The sequence below is a fragment of the Gemmatimonadota bacterium genome (assembly GCA_040388625.1).
Lineage (GTDB): Bacteria > Gemmatimonadota > Gemmatimonadetes > Gemmatimonadales > Gemmatimonadaceae > Fen-1247.
Window position 1 is genome coordinate 364,627 of the sequence record JAZKBK010000005.1, and the last position, 17,651, is coordinate 382,277.

18 protein-coding genes are annotated in these 17,651 nt (G+C 62.2%); 9 read left to right on the top strand and 9 right to left on the bottom strand.

Annotated elements, in window-relative coordinates; all coding sequences use genetic code 11:
• Positions 1 to 258: 258 nt before the first annotated feature.
• Both V4529_13350 and V4529_13355 read left to right on the top strand, forming a co-directional pair.
• Positions 259 to 2,508 (top strand): alpha-N-acetylglucosaminidase, encoded by a 2,250-nt coding sequence (locus V4529_13350; protein ID MES2359313.1) that lies wholly within the window; start codon positions 259 to 261, stop codon positions 2,506 to 2,508.
• A gap of 75 nt (positions 2,509 to 2,583) precedes the next feature.
• Entirely contained in the window at positions 2,584 to 3,810 is a 1,227-nt protein-coding gene (locus V4529_13355; GenBank protein ID MES2359314.1) for a PQQ-dependent sugar dehydrogenase, read from the top strand.
• Positions 3,811 to 3,878: 68 nt separating this feature from the next.
• On the opposite strand, the gene V4529_13360 is transcribed toward V4529_13355, so the two are convergent.
• The 3 genes from V4529_13360 to V4529_13370 are packed head-to-tail and all read right to left on the bottom strand — an operon-like array spanning position 3,879 to position 5,134.
• Positions 3,879 to 4,448: a DUF4256 domain-containing protein gene (locus V4529_13360; protein ID MES2359315.1), complete on the bottom strand. Its 570-nt coding sequence runs from the start codon at positions 4,446 to 4,448 to the stop codon at positions 3,879 to 3,881.
• Between the two features lie 53 nt (positions 4,449 to 4,501).
• Complete coding sequence (locus tag V4529_13365; GenBank protein ID MES2359316.1) at positions 4,502 to 4,723, bottom strand: preprotein translocase subunit SecE; 222 nt, start codon at positions 4,721 to 4,723, stop codon at positions 4,502 to 4,504.
• Positions 4,724 to 4,747: 24 nt separating this feature from the next.
• Positions 4,748 to 5,134, bottom strand: a complete 387-nt coding sequence (locus V4529_13370) for a VOC family protein (protein MES2359317.1) — start codon at positions 5,132 to 5,134, stop codon at positions 4,748 to 4,750.
• A gap of 127 nt (positions 5,135 to 5,261) precedes the next feature.
• Here V4529_13370 and V4529_13375 point away from each other — a divergent pair, with 127 nt between their 5' ends.
• The 3 genes from V4529_13375 (at position 5,262) to V4529_13385 (ending at position 7,602) form a co-directional block, all read left to right on the top strand.
• Positions 5,262 to 6,287: a N(4)-(beta-N-acetylglucosaminyl)-L-asparaginase gene (locus tag V4529_13375; GenBank protein MES2359318.1), complete on the top strand. Its 1,026-nt coding sequence runs from the start codon at positions 5,262 to 5,264 to the stop codon at positions 6,285 to 6,287.
• On the top strand, positions 6,284 to 7,042 hold the full coding sequence (locus V4529_13380; protein ID MES2359319.1) for a copper homeostasis protein CutC: 759 nt from the start codon (positions 6,284 to 6,286) through the stop codon (positions 7,040 to 7,042). The genes V4529_13375 and V4529_13380 overlap by 4 nt, the downstream gene beginning before the upstream one ends.
• Before the next feature lie 65 nt (positions 7,043 to 7,107).
• Positions 7,108 to 7,602: a MarR family transcriptional regulator gene (locus tag V4529_13385; GenBank protein ID MES2359320.1), complete on the top strand. Its 495-nt coding sequence runs from the start codon at positions 7,108 to 7,110 to the stop codon at positions 7,600 to 7,602.
• A 171-nt stretch (positions 7,603 to 7,773) separates the two neighbouring features.
• On the opposite strand, the gene V4529_13390 is transcribed toward V4529_13385, so the two are convergent.
• Positions 7,774 to 8,133, bottom strand: coding sequence for a VOC family protein (locus V4529_13390; protein ID MES2359321.1), 360 nt, complete (start codon positions 8,131 to 8,133; stop codon positions 7,774 to 7,776).
• Positions 8,134 to 8,462: 329 nt separating this feature from the next.
• Between V4529_13390 and V4529_13395 the strand changes: the two genes are divergently transcribed.
• The gene (locus V4529_13395) at positions 8,463 to 9,686 is read left to right on the top strand and encodes a hypothetical protein (protein MES2359322.1); all 1,224 of its coding nucleotides are present in this window, start codon (positions 8,463 to 8,465) and stop codon (positions 9,684 to 9,686) included.
• A gap of 180 nt (positions 9,687 to 9,866) precedes the next feature.
• On the opposite strand, the gene V4529_13400 is transcribed toward V4529_13395, so the two are convergent.
• Both V4529_13400 and V4529_13405 read right to left on the bottom strand, forming a co-directional pair.
• On the bottom strand, positions 9,867 to 10,529 hold the full coding sequence (locus V4529_13400) for a hypothetical protein (protein ID MES2359323.1): 663 nt from the start codon (positions 10,527 to 10,529) through the stop codon (positions 9,867 to 9,869).
• A 114-nt stretch (positions 10,530 to 10,643) separates the two neighbouring features.
• On the bottom strand, positions 10,644 to 11,336 hold the full coding sequence (locus tag V4529_13405) for a VIT family protein (protein ID MES2359324.1): 693 nt from the start codon (positions 11,334 to 11,336) through the stop codon (positions 10,644 to 10,646).
• A 228-nt stretch (positions 11,337 to 11,564) separates the two neighbouring features.
• On the opposite strand from V4529_13405, the gene V4529_13410 reads away from it, so the two are divergent.
• Positions 11,565 to 12,302, top strand: coding sequence for a TylF/MycF/NovP-related O-methyltransferase (locus V4529_13410; protein ID MES2359325.1), 738 nt, complete (start codon positions 11,565 to 11,567; stop codon positions 12,300 to 12,302).
• Between the two features lie 19 nt (positions 12,303 to 12,321).
• On the opposite strand, the gene V4529_13415 is transcribed toward V4529_13410, so the two are convergent.
• From V4529_13415 to V4529_13425, 3 genes are all read right to left on the bottom strand, one after another.
• Positions 12,322 to 13,392 carry an acyltransferase gene (locus tag V4529_13415; protein ID MES2359326.1) on the bottom strand — a complete coding sequence of 357 codons (1,071 nt, stop codon included), beginning with the start codon at positions 13,390 to 13,392 and terminating at the stop codon, positions 12,322 to 12,324.
• Positions 13,393 to 13,526: 134 nt separating this feature from the next.
• A complete protein-coding gene (locus V4529_13420) occupies positions 13,527 to 13,844 on the bottom strand; it encodes a hypothetical protein (GenBank protein MES2359327.1) in 318 nt (105 codons plus the stop codon).
• Positions 13,845 to 14,050: 206 nt separating this feature from the next.
• Positions 14,051 to 14,656 (bottom strand): class I SAM-dependent methyltransferase, encoded by a 606-nt coding sequence (locus V4529_13425; GenBank protein ID MES2359328.1) that lies wholly within the window; start codon positions 14,654 to 14,656, stop codon positions 14,051 to 14,053.
• Positions 14,657 to 14,835: 179 nt separating this feature from the next.
• On the opposite strand from V4529_13425, the gene V4529_13430 reads away from it, so the two are divergent.
• Positions 14,836 to 15,720 (top strand): alpha/beta fold hydrolase, encoded by an 885-nt coding sequence (locus V4529_13430; GenBank protein MES2359329.1) that lies wholly within the window; start codon positions 14,836 to 14,838, stop codon positions 15,718 to 15,720.
• A gap of 108 nt (positions 15,721 to 15,828) precedes the next feature.
• The gene (locus V4529_13435; GenBank protein ID MES2359330.1) at positions 15,829 to 17,583 is read left to right on the top strand and encodes an amidohydrolase; all 1,755 of its coding nucleotides are present in this window, start codon (positions 15,829 to 15,831) and stop codon (positions 17,581 to 17,583) included.
• Positions 17,584 to 17,651: the final 68 nt, after the last annotated feature.

Consider the following 17,651-nt stretch of genomic DNA (forward strand, 5'->3'; position numbering starts at 1 on the left):
GACCATCTGATACGGAACATCGGAGGCTAAGCGGTAAGGCGTTTCCGGTTCCTCGAGCTCAGCGCGGTCCGTCCCACCGAAGGACACCACCAGGGCCGCGCGCGGTTACAGCCGCAATGCCCGCCAGAATCACCCGCTGGGCTATTGAGGGCTACACCGAAGTAGCTCCCTTTTGGTACGTTTGGGGCCATGTGTTGCTTTGTGCGCAACATTCAACCCAATTCCTTTCTGGATCATGCGACCAGATCAGTGAGCAGTATGACTTTCTTCAAGTTCCGACGCCGATGGTTAGCCTGCTTCTGGCTCATCCTCCCGCTGGCCGGTGCAGTGCCGGGCGGGGTCAAAGCGCAGACGTCGCATCGCGTCGATCTGGCGGCCGCCCGCTCGCTGATTGCGCGGGTTGTACCGACCAACGCCGCCAATTTCGAAGTCGCTGCGATTCCCGACAGCGCGGGTCGCGACGTATTTGAAGTGGCAAGCGTCGGATCGCGGGTGATGCTCCGCGGATCATCGGGCGTGGCCATCGCCTCGGCGCTCAACTGGTACCTGGAGCACGTGGCTGGCGTTAATGCGTCGCTTCCACTCAAGCCAATTGCGTTACCGACGCCGCTTCCCCGCGTGACGGCGCCGGTGCACGAGTCCACGCGTTATCGCGTGCGCTACTTCTTCAACTACTGCACGTTTTCGTATTCGATGGCGTGGTGGAACTGGAACGACTGGCAGTCGATGATCGACTGGATGGCGCTCAAGGGAATCAACGCACCACTCGCCGTTACGGGACAGGAAGCGGTCTGGCGCTCGGTACTCGGCGACTTCGGGTTCAGCCGCAAGCAGATCGGCGACTTCATCGTGGGGCCGGCATATTTGCCGTGGGGGTGGATGGCGAACATCGACGGGTTGGGTGGCCCACTGCCCGACAGCTGGATTGACAGTCACGTCACGCTGGAGCGACAAATTTTGTCGCGCGAGCGGTCATTGGGAATGACTCCGGTACTGCAAGGATTCACGGGACATGTGCCGGAGTCGATCACGCAAGTGATTCCCGGAACGAAGATTCATCAAACAGGAGATTGGTCGGCGGGATTCTCCGGCACCTGGTTTCTGGATCCGCAGGATTCGCTGTTCCAGCGAATGGGTCGGAAGTTCGTCGAGAAGCAGACTGAGCTCTTCGGCACCGACCACCTGTACGCCGCCGACCCGTTCAACGAAATCGACCCGCCGTCCAACGACTCGACGTTCCTGGCCGACATGGGCGGCGCGATCTACAACGGCATGCACTCGGCCGACACGAGCGCGACGTGGGTAATACAGGCGTGGTTCCTGGTGTATGGCAAGAAGTTCTGGCAGGATCCGCAGGCCGAGGCATTGTTGGGTGCCGTGCCGGATGACCGCATGCTGGTGCTGGATCTGTGGGGCGACCGCTCGCCCGGATGGAAGGCGCGTCACGCCTTTTACGGCAAGCCGTGGATCTGGAATGTGCTGTACAATTTTGGCGGCAAGGTGAGCGTGAACGGTGACCTGCCGCAGATTGCCGCGAATCTCGACACGGCCATTCGCAGCCCCGATAAGGGACGCATGGAAGGACTCGGCATGACCATGGAAGGTCTGGGGACGAACCCGATCGTGCCCGACTTCGTGTTCGACCAGGTGTGGCGCGACACCGTGCCCGACGTGCCTGCGTGGACGCGCGATTACATCACGCGCCGGTATGGGCATTACAACGCGTCGGCGTGGAGCGCGTGGAAATTGCTGCTCGCGACAGCGTTCCGCTCGTCGGCGCAGACCGGGAATTTTCTGGGCGAGCGACCGCAGTTTTACGTGAAGGGGCGGTCGTACCGTACCGAGCCGATTCCGCCGTACGACGAGCGCATTGTCGCGCGCGCTTTGGATTCGCTGTTGGCAGCCGCGCCCGCACTTGGCAGTAACGACGCGTACCGTTATGACGTCGTGAATCTGACGAGGCAGGTACTTGGGCAGCTCGGGCTACCGTTGGTGAATCGACTGCAGGCGGCGTACGAGGAGAAGAATCGCACGAAGCTGATCGCGACGGAGGGACAGATCGAATCGCTGTTACGCGACCTCGATACGTTGGTTGGCACGCGGCGGGAGTTCCTGTTGGGACGGTGGATTGCCGACGCCAAACGCTGGGGCACGACGGATGATGAGCGACGGTTGAACGAGTGGAACGCGCGCAACATCATCACGCTCTGGGGCACCAAGTGCACCGAGGGACAGAACGACGACCTGAACCTTTACGCGTTCAAGGAGTGGGAGGGGATGTTCACCGGATACTTTCTGCCGCGATGGGACGCGTTCTTCAAGGATCTGAACGCGTCACTGGACAGTGGGAAGCCGCTCGACCGTGCGCCCTTTGCCGCCGCTTCGTGCGAGTGGGAGCAGAAATGGTCGCGCGCGACGACGCCGACGTTCAGAACCGAGCCGACGGGTGAGCCGGTGGCGACAGCGGAGCGGTTGGTGAAGAAGTGGCGGCCCGAGATTGTCCAATAACGGCGTTCAATCTCCCCCGTCCATGACGTAATCTTGGTCATGGCCGAAAACTCAGCGAACTCAAAGGGAAATCCAATGAAGCCTTTCGCAAGTGCAGCACTGTTTCTCACACTCATATCGATCGCGCCAGCCGCGGGTGCCCAGGTCAACGCCGGCGAACAGAAGCCCGAGGCGAGCCTCCCGTTCACCATGACTCAGGTTGCAACCTTCAACCTCCCATGGCGCATCGCCTTCCTCCCCGATGGGCGGATGCTCATCACTGAGAAGGTCGGCCCGCTCTGGGTCGTGACCCAGAAGGGCGCAAAGACGGAGGTCAAGAATGTCCCCGCCGTCCTGCACCACGATCAGGGTGGCATGCTCGGCGTCTATCTGTCGCCGAACTACGCGACCGACCACTACGTCTATCTCACCTACGCCGAGCCGCACGACAGCGGGTCGAGCCTGGCGCTCGCACGGGCCAAGCTCTCGCTTTCCGGAAGCTCGGCCAGCCTCGATGGGCTCAAGGTCATCTGGCGCGACGGTGCAGGTGGCAAGGGTGGCCAGTTCGGCGGAGCGGTCGCGTTCTCGCCTGACAAGAAGTTCCTGTTCCTGACCGTCGGCGAGCGTCAGCGCTTTACGCCCGCGCAGGATCCTGATTCACCGCTCGGCAAGATTCTGCGTCTGACGCTCGACGGCAAGCCGGCGCCCGGCAACCCCCAGGCTGGCAAGGTCGGCGCGTCGAAGATTCCGGTGATAAATCCGACTCGCAACACGGAAACGGCCAAGACTGCGCCCGTCATCTACACGTATACCTTCCCCGGACCGAACCTCACGCCGTCGGAGACCTGGGCCACCGGTTTTCGCACGCCGTACGGACTGGCGTTCGCGCCCGACGGCCGGCTGTGGGAGCTCGAGGACGGACCGCGCGGCGGCGACGAGCTCAACCTGGTCGAGCGCGGCAAGAACTACGGCTGGCCGCTCGTCTCCTACGGCAAGAACTACGACGGCGTGCCAATCCCGAGCCCGGACACTCGGCCCGATCTCGTCAAGCCGGTCATCTACTGGACGCCGGTCATCGCGTCGGCAGGCCTCACCTTCTACGACGGCAAGATGTTCCCGCAGTGGGACGGATCGGCGTTCGCCGCCGGACTCGGGAGCAAGTCGCTTACCCGGATCACGCTCGACAAGAACGGTGGTGCCAACGCTGCGGAACGCTGGGACATGAGTCGCAGGGTTCGCGACATCGCCGTTGCGCCGGACGGCGCGCTGTGGCTGATCGAGGATTCGGCTACGGGCGGGCTGTTTCGCATCACACCGAAGTAGCGCCTTGAAGTAGATCCTGCCTCGTGCCCGCGAGCACGGGGCAGGATCTGATGTCACGGTCCCCGTAGCTAGACTCTGAGCGAGCAGCGGAATCCCCGCGCTGCATAGTAGGACTCGGCGCCATTGTGATATACGAAGACGGTGTCGTAGCGGCGATCGCAGAACAGCGCGCCTCCGAGCCTTCTGATGTCGTCAGGTGTCTGCACCCAACTGGACGTGGTCGTATCGACCTTCTCCATCTCCTGCAGCCGCCGGTACTCGGCTGCCGTAAGCAGCGTAGCACCCATCGTGGTTGCCATTTCGACTGCACTGTTCTTGGGCTTGTGCTCCTTCCGTGCCTCCAGCGCCTCGCGGTCGTAACAGACACTTCGGCGCCCCTTGGGGCTCTGCGCTGAACAATCCATGAATATCAGCTCGCCCGTAGCCGCATCGACATCGACTACGTCCGGTTCGCCTCCAGATTGCTCCATCTCGCTGAGTGACCAGAGTCTGGCGCTGTTGGACTCGAGTCTTGCGTGCACCGCGCTCCATTCGAGACCGGCATGGCGGTGCATGTGCGCTTCGAAGCGGGTCTTCAAAGTCTTGAGCAACTCGTCGCGTTGCTTCCCGGTAAGATCTTTCGCTTTTGCCATTTTCATTCGCGTTGCGTTTGATGTCGGGACTGGTTCGAGATGTGCCGCCCTCGTCACGCTCAGGGACGTTTCAGGAACCGGAAGTAGAAGGCTGCGAATATCAGGACGATTCCTGCGTTTACCGCCAGCCGTTCCCAGAATCGATTCCTGAAGAACGAGAGATCGACTACTACGATCACAATTGCCATCAAAACTACGTAGAGTGCGGTGGCGGTCTGACTTTTCACTAGCTCACCTCGTGTTGGTCGTCCAACTGCTTCAGCCTCAGCCGGGTCGTGGATTCGAAATGGTGCGGATTTCCCCCATCATTGACCGGCAGGCGGCTGCCAGAGTTCCACCTTGTTTCCTTCCGGATCGATGACCCAGCCAAACTTTCCGTACTCGGAGTCGTCGATCTTTTCGAGAACATTGCAGCCTTCTTCGCGTAAGACTTTGACCAGACCGTGGAGATCTTCCACGCGGTAATTGACCATGAAAGGTGCAGCACTGGGTGCAAACTGGTCGCTTTGCGCCGAAGCAATGGACCAGACGGTGGTCCCGGCAGCCGGCTTACCTTCACCGTCGGTCCAGGTGAAAGCCGCGCCGCCCCAATCCTGAACATCGATTCCAAGGTGCTGCTTGTACCACGCCTGCAATGCGGGTGCATCCTTCGCCTTGAAGAAGATGCCGCCAATGCCAGTGACTCGCTTCATGGAACCTCCGAGGACGGGTGGTGGTGCGGGGGGAAGGGCGTGCGTGCGTTTTCAGCGGTTTGGCCCCAAGTTAACCACTTCCTGCCAGATCGAATCGTCCGTCCCTCTATCCTATCCCGAAAAGATGCTGACCAGCCGTCGACAATTCCTCCAGAGCTCACTACTCGCTACCGGTGCACTGGCCCTGCCGCGCACGATGCTGGCGGGCGAGACAGTTTCGCGTCGTGCAGCAGGGGGCCGAGTGGTGTCGACCTGGGATTTTGGCGTCGGCGCGAATGCCGCGGCGTGGCCGGTACTTGCACGCAGCGGCGCGGCGCTCGACGCCGTCGAGGCCGGCGCGCGCTGGGCCGAATCGGATCTGTGCAACTCCACGGTGGGACACTGCGGTTACCCCGATCGCGATGGCGTGCTCACACTCGACGCCAGCATCATGAATGGCGACGGCAGTTGCGGTGGCGTGGGCGCGATCGAGGACATCGAACACCCGGTGTCAGTTGCGCGCGCGGTGATGGAAAAGACTCCGCACGTGCTGCTCGTTGCGGATGGCGCGCAGGAGTTCGCAGTATCGCAAGGCTTCGCGAAGAAGCCGCTGCTTACAGACGACGCGCGCAAGGCGTGGCGGGAATGGCTCAAGACGTCCGAGTACAAACCGAAGATGAATGTCGAGCGCACGGGTATTCCCGGCGACGAGCACAATCACGACACACTGGGCATCCTTGCACTCGATATCCATGGCAAGCTCGCCGGTGCCTGCACCACCAGCGGCATGGCGTGGAAGATGCACGGCCGCGTCGGCGACAGTCCCATTATCGGTGCTGGTCTTTATGCCGACAACGAAGTTGGCGCCGCAACTGCGTCGGGCGTCGGCGAGGAGATGATCCGCAACTCGGCGAGCTTCCTCGTGGTGGAGTTGATGCGACAGGGACGCACGCCAAGGGAAGCGTGCCGCGGAGCGATCGAGCGCGTCGTTCAGAAGCGGCCGGCCGCGAGCAAGAACCTGCAGGTGTGCTTCCTCGCAATCAACAAGAATGGCGAGGTTGGTGCGTACGCACTGCATCCCGGATTCGTCTATGCAATGCACGACGCGACACCGGGACCGCACGACAAGCTGATCGCGGCCGAATCGATCTACGGTGGCAGTGTCGTTCGGTGATCCGGTCCGTGCTCGAGATCGCGGCCAACTCGCTGGGCTCTGCGCTCGCTGCGCAGGAAGGTGGCGCCGATCGCATCGAGCTGTGCGCTGACCTGGGCGACGGCGGCACGACGCCCTCGTACGGCACGCTCGCCATCACACGTGATCGGGTGCGCATTCCTCTGTATGCATTGATCCGCCCGCGCACTGGCGACTTCTGCTACGACACAGGCGAGGTCGACGTGATGCTGCGCGACATCGAGATGTGCGCGAAATTGGGTTGCGACGGCGTTGTGATTGGCGCACTTGATGCGCACGGCGACGTAGATGAGGCCGTTTGTCGCGAGCTGATCTCCGCTACAGAAATGATGGATGTGACCTTCCATCGCGCCTTCGATGTCGCGCGCGACCAGGCGCGTGCGCTCGACACGATTATCGAGCTGGGCTGCGAACGTGTATTGACGTCGGGCGGCGAAGCGACCGCGCTCGCGGGCGCAGAGCGCATCGCCGGATTCGTGAAGCAGGCCGGCTCGCGTCTCAACATGATGGCCGGCGCCGGTGTCGACGCCGGCAATATCCTCGACGTGGCCATCCTCAGCAATGCACGCGAGTTCCACAGCTCGGCGAAAGCCGTGCGCAGATCGGTGAGCCATCATCGCAACGACCACCTGCCGGGACTGCAAGCGGATTGGTGGCAGACCGACGCCGTCATCGTTCGCGCAATGGTAGAGGCGTTGAGTCGCCGGGCCCGAGGCGGCGCGCTCGCTCTCGACTGACCGGCCGGGGCAATATATAGTCATAGATCTTGACAGTCTGATTTATTGACTATATTGTTCACCCCATGACAAAAAAACACCTCTGGTTTGAAGACGTGGCACTTCCCGCCCTGCTGCGGCACGCGCGCGTCACCTATGGAAGCGCGATGCGCCGAGCTCTGGCAGACGCCGGCTACGACGACATCCCGAAGAACGGATTGTACGTGATTGGCGGCCTGGCGCTGGGCGTCGAAGATGTGCCGCTGGGCCAGCTCATCAGGGAGTTGCGCATCTCAAAGCAGGCGGCTGGTCAACTCGTGGACACGCTGGTGACGCGCGGCTATCTGGAGCGCACCGTCGACGAGCAGGATCGCCGAAAGCTGACGATCACCCTGACTGCACGTGGCCGCGCGGCGGCTCTGGTCCAGACAGCCGCGCGCGAGAAGATCGACGCGGAGCTCGCGACGCGTGTGGGGCAGCGCGCCGTCAGCGATGCACGTCGAGCTCTGGCAGCGTTGATCGAAATCGGCCGAGAACGCGCGGAGCTGGAAGAGAGCGCAGCCAACGCATGGGATGAATGAAAAGATTACGAGCGTGCAAGTGAAGGATCGAACATTGGGCGCTGGCTGATGGTGCGACGGTAAGCACTGCCGACATTCATAGTGACAACGGCCAGTGTGGGTCGCCGCGTTTCGTACGAGATCTGGCGTTGCCGGAGAGGGAGGTGCTCGTCGCGGCGAGAGTCACGCGAGTCAACTTCGTGGTTCTTCGTAGAGACCGAATTCGTTGCCAACGGGATCGGTGAACACCGCGAATGCACCCATGTTCGCCCCGATGTCTGTGCGCGGCGTCGCGATCCTGCCGCCAGCGGCTTCGATGTGCTCGAGTGCATCCGAGATGTTGTCCACCATGATGTACACCCGTGTCCGCTCCTCTGGCGTTCGGTCGCCTTCCTTGACCCATGTACCGCTCACGGAACCGGTGTCATCAAATGCCAGGTTACCGTCGCCGCGGGGCCGAACCTTCCAGCCGAAGATGCTTGAATAGAACGCGGCTGAGTCTTCCGCCAGATTCGCGGGAATTTCGAGGTAACAAATCTTGCCGTGTGGCATCAGCAGAACCTCCGACAATTGAGTGGCCGTCGACGCGCTCAATCTGTGGGTAAAACGCGCGGGGCGAAAGCTGGACGCATGTGAAAAGGACTGCCCTCCTATGGCTGGCGAACAGGGGTTCAATTGCGTGGGCCTTGGATCTCCGCAAAACGCAACCAGCGCTTCGGGGTCCGCTTCGGGTCAAGTCTTGCGCCGTGCGCGACGTCGGCGCATCAGCACCCCGAATCTTTCAGAGCCGATCGTATGGCGCTAGTATTGATGCGTTGCAGGCTCGTCAATGTTTCGTTCCCGCTGCCGACCCGCCCGTGAACCCGTCATCGTGCCGCTGTTTGAGCTTCGCGCTCGTTACTGTCGCCGCGCTCGGTTGTGCGCGGCACGCGCCGCCGACCATCAGTCTTTCGGAACCTGGGCCCGCTCGATATCTCTTCGCCTGGACCGGCGACGACGACCGCCAGGACAGCGACTTTCTTGCCGTCATCGATCTCGCGCAGCATGGTGATCGGTACGGAACCATCGTCGCAACGACACCGGTCGGCGAGAAAGGCACGTGGCCGCATCACACCGAGCACGACCTGGGTGCGAGCGGGATGTTGTTCGCGAATGGATTCGCGGGTAATCGAAGCTTTCTGTTCGACCTTCACGACCCGTTGCATCCGAAGGTGGTGCAACGATTCAGTGGCGTCGCCGGCCTGAGCTTTCTGCACAGCTTCGCGCGACTTCCCAACGGCCACGTCCTGGCGACGTTCCAGGGACACGGCCCGAGCAACGAAGCTCCAGGCGGCATCGCCGAACTTGACGCGCGAGGGCGGGTCGTGCGCTGGCGCTCCGCTGCAGATTCGAGTGCGGACCAGACAGCGTTGCGGCCGTACAGCCTTGCCGTCGTTCCGTCGCTCGATCGTGTCGTCGTTGGGCTCACGTACATGCCCATTCCGACTTGGAGTCCACTGCGCGGATCAATTGCGCACGACCACGCCGGCGATCAGGTGCAGGTGTACCGGCTGTCCGATCTCGCGCTGGTCAAGACGATCAGACTTGCGTCGAACGATGCGCCGAACGAGCCACGCATGCTGCAGGACGGTCGCACGGTCCTTGTGAACACCGTTGCGTGCCGGCTGTATCGCGTCACTGGGCTCGACGGCCGCGATCCGCATCTGGAGATGGTTCATCACGAGGAGGAGAGTGGATGCGCAACGCCGGTGGTGATCGGCAATTACTGGATTCAGTCCAACGCTGCCACTCATCGCGTCTTCTCGCTCGATGTGCGCGACCCGGCAGACGTTCGCAGTGTTTCGTCGGTCACGTTCGACGAGCGACAGCGGCCGCACTGGCTGGCGACCGACGGATCACGCATCGTCGTCGTGAACGAGCCAGGTCCCACGGCTGAGCGTCGGATGTGGATGCTGAAGATCGACCGTGCGACGGGAAGGATCACGCTCGACAGTGCGTTTCGCGACTCTGGATCGACGCGACCGGGAATCGCATTCGATCGCGCAGACTGGCCGCATGGCGCCACTGGAGCCGGCGTTCCGCACGGCACCGTGTTCGGCTGGTAGATCGTACGTACTTGTCTCGTGCACGGCGAGGCGGAAGTCGGCAAGACCGCGTTGCTGGACTACCTCGCGGCGTGGGAGCAGCCGCAGGCCTTCTCCGAAGAACTCCGCACATCATTCCGATCGCTGCGCTGATTGAAGTGAGTGGAAAGCGGCGCGCACAATCTGCGCGCCGCCTTCCACTCACTCCTTGTCAGGCCATCCCAGCGCCCCCATCAGTGTTTCGCCTTCGGGGAGCCGAATGCCGCCAAGCTTGTCGGGTCGCGGAAGGTTCAGGTAGTCGTGTACCGCGTACTTGTAATCGAGAGCAGTTTCAGCCTGCTCGACAAGCCGCGCCGCTTCGTCGATCCGTTTCCGTGCGTTGTCCTCGGCGGACACGATCGCATCGAGCCATCGTGCAATGTTCAAATCGAGCGCGAGCAGGAGCGCGAAGCCGACGCCGGCGCCGAGGAGCAGACTTTGTGTAAGGGATGATGCGATCGACGCGACCCACAGGATCGCTGCGACTATTACTGCGCCGCTGAGAAGTGTAGTCCGCGGCCAGGATCGCATGGCGCGGAGCATCGGCGCCGCGAAGAAGAAGATCCCAAACCCAGCTGCGGCATTTCCCGCCAGATTTTGCGCGTAGCTGTCCTGCGGTAACTGGTACGCGGCGTACACGCATGCAACCGCTGCGGCGATGATGACGACGCGCACGCTCGTCAACACGAGGAAGTAACCGGGGAGCTTGCGTCGTTCCGCGGCTGCAATGCGAGTACCCTCTCCAATCTGCTTCAGCCACGGTCCGTCGTCATCGTCGTCGGGCTCGGGGGCGGGTGGCTGCACTGGTCGATTCTCCGTCGCCATTGGGCGTCTCTCCCTCGGTTGATGTGCAGGAGTCTTGAATCATTTCACTCTGCAGCTGCCGCCACACTTTCCGCGCGCCCTGCGCAGTCGCCTGTTCGAGTGCTCGGCGTTCGATCAACTCACAGTCGTGCCGAACAGGCGACCGATGAGCGCCGACGCTCCCATCGCGAGCGCTCCCCAGAATGCGACGCGCAATGCGCCGCGCGTCAGCGACGCACCACCAACTTTCGCCGCCAGCGCACCGAGTACAACCAGGAGCACGAGCGTTGTTCCGATCACGACCACCGAGAGGTATGAGCTCGCAACAAATGCGGATACGAGGACGGGCAGGGCAGCGCCGGCGGCGAACGACACTGCCGACGAAAACGCTGCCTGGAGCGGTCGCGCGGTCGTCAGTTCCGAGAGGCCGAGTTCCTCTCGTGCATGTGCGCCCAGCGCGTCTTTCTGCATGAGCTGTTCGGCAACGTCGCGCGCGAGCGCGGGGGTGAGTCCGCGAGATTCGAAGATCTCGCTCAACTCCTCATGCTCAGCCGTCGGACTCGCAGCGAGCTCGGTCCGCTCGCGACTCAAATCCGCCGTCTCGGTATCCCTCTGCGAGCTTACCGAGACGTACTCGCCGGCGGCCATCGACATTGCGCCGGCGACGAGGCCGGCGACGCCCGCGATCAGTATTGCCGCTCGACCAGTTCCGGCCGCAGCGACGCCAACGATGAGGCTTGCGGTGGAGATGAGCCCGTCGTTTGCGCCAAGGACGGCGGCACGTAGCCAGCCGATATGTGCGGTGCGGTGCCGTTCGATGTGGCGCATCCATAGCTCCATGTGCAGGTCAAACCGGTACCGCGGAAACAACCCGGTTGTGGAATCTACAGCTCCTTTGCGCCTGGATCGCAAATCGTATGGCCGGCCAGTCGACGCGTCAAGAAGCCGCATGTTTGCAGGCAGCAGGGTTATTATTTCACAAGTCTGACCTGTTTTTGCAGCAGGGGTTTCTGTAGCTGTCCCGCCACGAGAAGTATCTCTGAAACGCGAGGCAACATGGTCAGGAGTAAGCGCGCCAAGGCGTTTGTTGCGGGTATCGTGAATAGTCGCTTACTGGGCCCGCTCGGTGCTCCAGCACTGCACGCCACTCAATTCGTGCTGGGACTCAACCATCGTGAGGTAGTGAGTTTCGCCCAGCCGACGCGGGCCGCCGAGGTGGCCCGGATCCGTGAGATCGTCACCGGTTTTCCTTCGCAGACGGTGGGCGTGGACGAGGCTTACATGATTCGGAGCGCGGTGCTTGCGACCGAACGAATACCCGGTGTGCTGGCGGAAGTGGGCGTTTTCAGAGGCGGCACGGCGAGAGTGATTTGCGAGGCGAAGGGTGACCGGACGCTGCATCTGTTCGACACCTTCGAAGGGCTGCCATCACCGACTGCGATCGACCGCGGTTTCGAGAGCGGGCAATACGCATGCAGCCTCGACGATGTGAAGAAATATCTCGACGGATGCCGGGACGTTCATTTTCATCAGGGGTTGTTTCCAGCAACGGCCGGCCCCGTTCGCGATCTTCGATTCTCGTTTGTGCACCTCGACGTGGATCTCTATCAGAGCACGCTCGAAGCTCTCCAGTTCTTCTATCCGAGGATGAGCGTCGGAGCCATGCTCATCTCCCACGACTATGTCGAGTTCGCCGCAGTGCGTCGCGCCTTCGATGATTATCTGAAGGATTCCAGTCAGCCGGTGCTCGAGCTGAGTGGCAACCAATGCCTGATCGTCAAGGTCGCGGACTGACCACCGTGGCTGAAAGGCCCTAGGGCGCCGCAACCTCGGTGGCGATCGGTGTGCGAACGTGGACAATGCGGCGTCCGAGGGCAATCCCGGGGCGCTCGATCGTGCGGTATGCAGCAACAGGGATCCCGATAATGAACACGCAGAACATGACCCACTGGAGCGCCATCGGCAGGTCCTTGAGCACGACGAACGCAAGCCAGAAGACTGCGAGGTGCAACAGGTATATGCTGTAGCTGGCCGTGCAGATGCTGTGCGCGACGCGGGTCAGCCACGACTCGCTCACGTCGCGCACGAGCGTGATCGCGAGCGCGACGGCGATGCAGAATGGCCAACCGCGCGCTGGCAGTTCCTCAGTGGGGTGAGAGAACTTGAAGATCGCGACACAGCCCAGAAGCAGGAGAGCGAAGCTCCATCCAGGAAGTGGCGGGTGCCCGCCCCTCCGGAGAATCGCATATGCGAGCACTCCAGCAACGAAGCATGGGGCAAACGCCACTACCGACTCGAGTCTCCATAGCCCGGGGATTCTGTCGGTGTAACCGTGCGTCACCAGGAGTGCGAACGCACCGCACGCGGCGAATGCAGCAACTACTGCCCAGACACTCTTCCGGGCGAGCAGGAAGGCCAGCGGCAGCATCAGGTACAGCTGCACCTCGATCGGCAGCGTCCACAGCATTCCGGGCACCGGATCATCCTGCGTGATGTTCTGCACCAGCGCCATGTCGGCCACGACTGTCCGAAGATGCGGATGAATGATCAGCCCCGGACTGCCGAACGGAAGCGCGTGTGGCATGATGCCAAATGCCACCGTGACGAGCACAGTCACGATTGCCAGCGGATAGATCCTGAATGCACGCCGGATGTAGAACGCTCGAACCCAATCCGGACGCGGTCCCTGACGCTCGAGCGATGACATCAGAACGAGCGACGTGTGCACGAAGAAGAGCAGCACCCCGATGCGCCCGAGCTCCCAATTGTCGATCGGAGTCGTGTCGAGCGACCACACCGCAAGCAAGTGCGCAATCAGAACGCACAACACCGCCGCAGCCCGCAGCAGATCCAGATTGCGCTCTGGGAGCGAGGCGGCGCTCATAGGGAAGCAACTTACCGCACTCGTCATGCCACTCGACAGGATTCTTTTGGGGGTCGTGTCGTGCCCGGGTCCCCCGTGAGGTCCGTCCTTGACAGGCGGGGTCGATATGTTGAAATTTCACCACGGCTGATTTTTCAACATAGATTCGTGCAGTCGGTCGAATCGGCCCCGTCCAGCAGCCTCGGGCCACTCTCGGCGATGTGCGCGTGGCTCGTCACCAGTTTGGCTACGGCACGGCCGGCGGCGATCCGGGCGCAGCAATCCGCTCCGCCAATCGTCAGCGACAGCAACAGCAGCAGCAACAGGACTGCGGTAGCGACTCGCGCCGAGCACGCGCCGGTGATCGATGGAAAGGATGACGACGCCGTATGGCGTGCCGCGCCGGCTGTCTCATCGTTCCGCGAGCACGATCCGGTCGTCGTACTCCGATCCGCGCGAATTGAGTTCGACACCGCGAGCGACGCGTTACGCCGACAGGTTCGTCGCGTACTCGCCGCCGGCATCGGCGACCTCTGGCTTCAGCGATCGCGAGTTCAAGCTGAACGCGGTGGCGCGTTGGGAGTACAGGCCGGGATCGACGATGTTCCTGGTATGGACGCAGGGTCGGTCGGGTTACAACGACTCACCCGACACGCGCGGTGTGCACGTTATCTGCACACTATCCGCACGCTTCGGCGACAATGGCAAAGCGCCCCTTGTCCCGACCCATGGTAGGCGGATTCAGGAACTCACTGAGAATCATCCTGAATCGCAAACCGGTCAGTACAGCAATCGCGGCGTCGGGAGAATGCGAATCGTAGAAGAAAGTATGGCCGAACATGGTATCGGTGAACGCCGGATGTTCGGAACCGCCAACGGTGAGCGCAATCCGGCTACCGAGTGGCATGATCGCACGCACGCGCGCGAGAATGGCTGCGTGCTCGTCTCTGGGAATGTGAAACAGCGAATCCCAGGCGATGACTGCTGCGAACTCGCCCTCGGGTTCGAAGCTCTCCAGTGATGACAAAATCCAACGCTGGTCCGGCAGGCGACTGCGTGCCAGTTGCAGCATTGCAGCTGACTGATCCACGCCCGTCACGTGAAGCTTCCGCGAAACCAGATATTCCGCTATCGGCCGACCCGTACCGCAACCAAGATCCAGGACATTCGCTCCAGCCGGTGCGTGTTCGAGCAGCAGATCCAGGATGCGCTTCTCGGCGTCCGAAAGCAGCAGCCTCGTTTCGTCCCACTTGTTCGCGATGGCGTCGTACGATTCACGATTCATATGAAAAGCGTATGGAAGGACGCTCTCCTTTGTTCAGGTCCATCGTCCTGGTGCGTCAGCCCCGCTCGGTGCACCCGCACTGGCTGAACAGGTAAGCCAGCCGCGGTCTTGCGGCTCCGCAAGGTGCGAGCTACGCTTGGTGCGCTTCGCAACTCCCGACACCAATCCGGCTCCGTCTCATGCCTATCCGCATTCGTCCGTTCGCCGTAGTCGCCGCCACACTCCTCACCTTCGGCACCACACTCGGCGCGCAGCAAGTACCGAAAGCGATCTATACCGACCCACCGCGCGACGTTCAGCACCCCGCACGCATGGAAGTGCTGCACATCCCCTCGGGCGGCGTGAAGATCAACGGAGTAGCGTATCTGGTCGGCGGTGCCGGTGTGCATCCAACGTTCGTGCTGCTGCACGGGCTGCCGGGCAACGAGAAGAACCTCGATCTCGCGCAGGCTGTGCGACGCGCCGGTTGGAACGCGATCACATTCAACTACCGTGGATCGTGGGGCAGTCCCGGCGTCTTTCGGTTCTCGCAGAACCTCGAGGATGCAGATGCGGTGCTCGCATTCCTGCGCGATCCCGCCAACGTGAAAGCGCTCGGGATCGACACCACACATCTCGTCCTCGCAGGCCACAGCATGGGTGGCTGGGTGACGGTGCTCACCGCAGCGCATCAGCACGGACTGAAGGGAGCCGTGCTCATCTCGGCGGCGGACATGGCCAGTGCGTTTGGCGGAACGTCGAGAGAGAAACTTGTCGCGGGGATGGCCAGCGACATGGAGTCGCTCGCCGGTACGAGTCCCGAGCAGATGGCCGACGAGGTGATCGCGCACAAGAGTGACTGGAATTTCGGTACGGCGTACGCCGGCCTGGCGTCGGTTCCAATGCTCGTCGTCACATCGAACGATGGTCTGGCGCCAATGAACGACGCACTCGTCGCAGCCGTGCGCGCGCGTGGCAATACGAAGGTCACCACCGCGCACTTCCCGACAGATCACTCGTATTCCGACCAGCGTATAGCGCTGGAGAGCGCAGTGGTCGAGTGGCTGCAGAGGATGGCGAGATAGCCGCACTCGCCAGGCTCCGGGGCCGAAGCGCTGCAAGCAGCCCGCGCGGCGACTGCTAATATTATGACGCTTCCGAGTACCACGCCGGCCAACCGAGGGATGCACCGCATGAAAACCGAACGCCGCCGATCCATGTCGATGAACTCTTCCGCCATCATCACGCTGGCGACGCTCACGCTCGCGGGATGTCACCCGCACGTCGCTCCTGCGGACATGGTGCTTCGCAACGGTCACGTCGTGACGATGGATTCGACCACCCCCTCTGGTCAGGCGATCGCCGTTTCCGGCGACACGATCGTGGCCGTCGGTTCGGACAGTGCGATTCAGCGCTACGTCGGGCCGAAGACAAAGGTCATCGACCTCCAGGGACACCTCGCGATTCCGGGCTTCAACGAGTCGCACGGTCACTTCACCGCACTCGGGGAAGTGCTCACGGAGCTCAAGCTCAGGGGCGTCCCGACGTGGCAGCAGATCGCCACGATGGTGGGTGATGCGGCGAAGACGGCGCAACCTGGGGCCTGGATCCAGGGAAGCGGCTGGCACCAGGAAAAGTGGAACGTCTCTCCGGGGCGCGTGGTCGAGGGCTTCCAGACCAACGACCTCATCAACCAGGCCGCGCCGAACAATCCGGTCGTGCTCACCCATGCCAGCGGCCATGCACTGATCGCCAACGCGGCGGCGCTCCGGCTTGCGGGAATCAGCTCTTCGACGCCGAATCCCCCCGGCGGACGCATCATCAAGGACGCCAGCGGCCAGCCAACCGGAGTTTTCGTCGATGGCGCGCAGTCGCTTCTTCGCGCCGCACTTGCGAAGAGCCTCGCGGCGCGATCGCCGGAAGAGGCGCACGCGGATTTCACCAATGAGATCCACCTCGCAACTCAGAACGCGCTCGCCAACGGTGTCACGACCTTTCAGGACATGGGTGAGTCGTTCGCGACGATCGACGCGATCAAAAAGATGGTGGACGCGGGCGACATGCCGCTCCGCCTCTACATCCTGGTGAGCGGGAACGAGGTGCGCCCGGACGACGTCGACTCGCTCACGGCGCACCGCATCATCGATGACGGAAACGGACACCTCACCGTGCGCGCCATCGGAGAGATCACGGCCGACGGTGCGCTCGGCTCCAGAAGTGCCTGGATGCTCCAGCCGTACGACGACGATCCGAAGAACAGCGGACTCAACGTCACGCCGATGTCGCGAATCAAGGAGATTGCGGAGTTGGGCATCGCGCACGGCTTCCAGATCTCGGTGCACGCAATCGGTGATCGCGCCAACAAGGAGACCCTCGATACGTTTCAATCGGTCTTCCAGGAACATCACGTGAAGAGCGACACGCTGCGCTGGCGGATCGAGCACGCGCAGCACCTGAATCCTGCCGACATCCCGCGCTTCGCACAGATGGGAGTGGTCGCATCGATGCAGGGCATCCACGCCTGCTCCGACGCGCCTTACGTTCTGCCGCGGCTCGGCATGCAGCGGGCGCAGGAGGGCGCCTACGTCTGGCAATCGTTGTGGAAGACAGGCGCTGTCGTCACCAACGGCACCGACGTTCCCGTCGAGGACATCAGCCCGATTGCGTCATTCCACTGCAGCGTCACGCGCGACATGGTCGGCACCGATTCGGCGTTCTTCCCCGCGCAGAAGTTGAGCCGCGAGCAGGCGCTCCAGACATACACTACGAACGGTGCGTACGTCGAGTTCCACGATCGTCAGACGGGATCGCTCAAGCCCGGCAAGTGGGCCGACATCACCGTCCTCTCCCGCAACATCATGACGGTGCCCGAAGATTCTATACTCGGCACCAACGTTCTCTACACGATCGTCGGTGGGAAAGTGGTCTACTCAGCGGCGCAGAAGTAAGAAAAAAGGGGGTCAGAGTGCAGTTTCCAGAGTCCCGGCGTCGGGACAGAGTCAAATAAACTGCACTC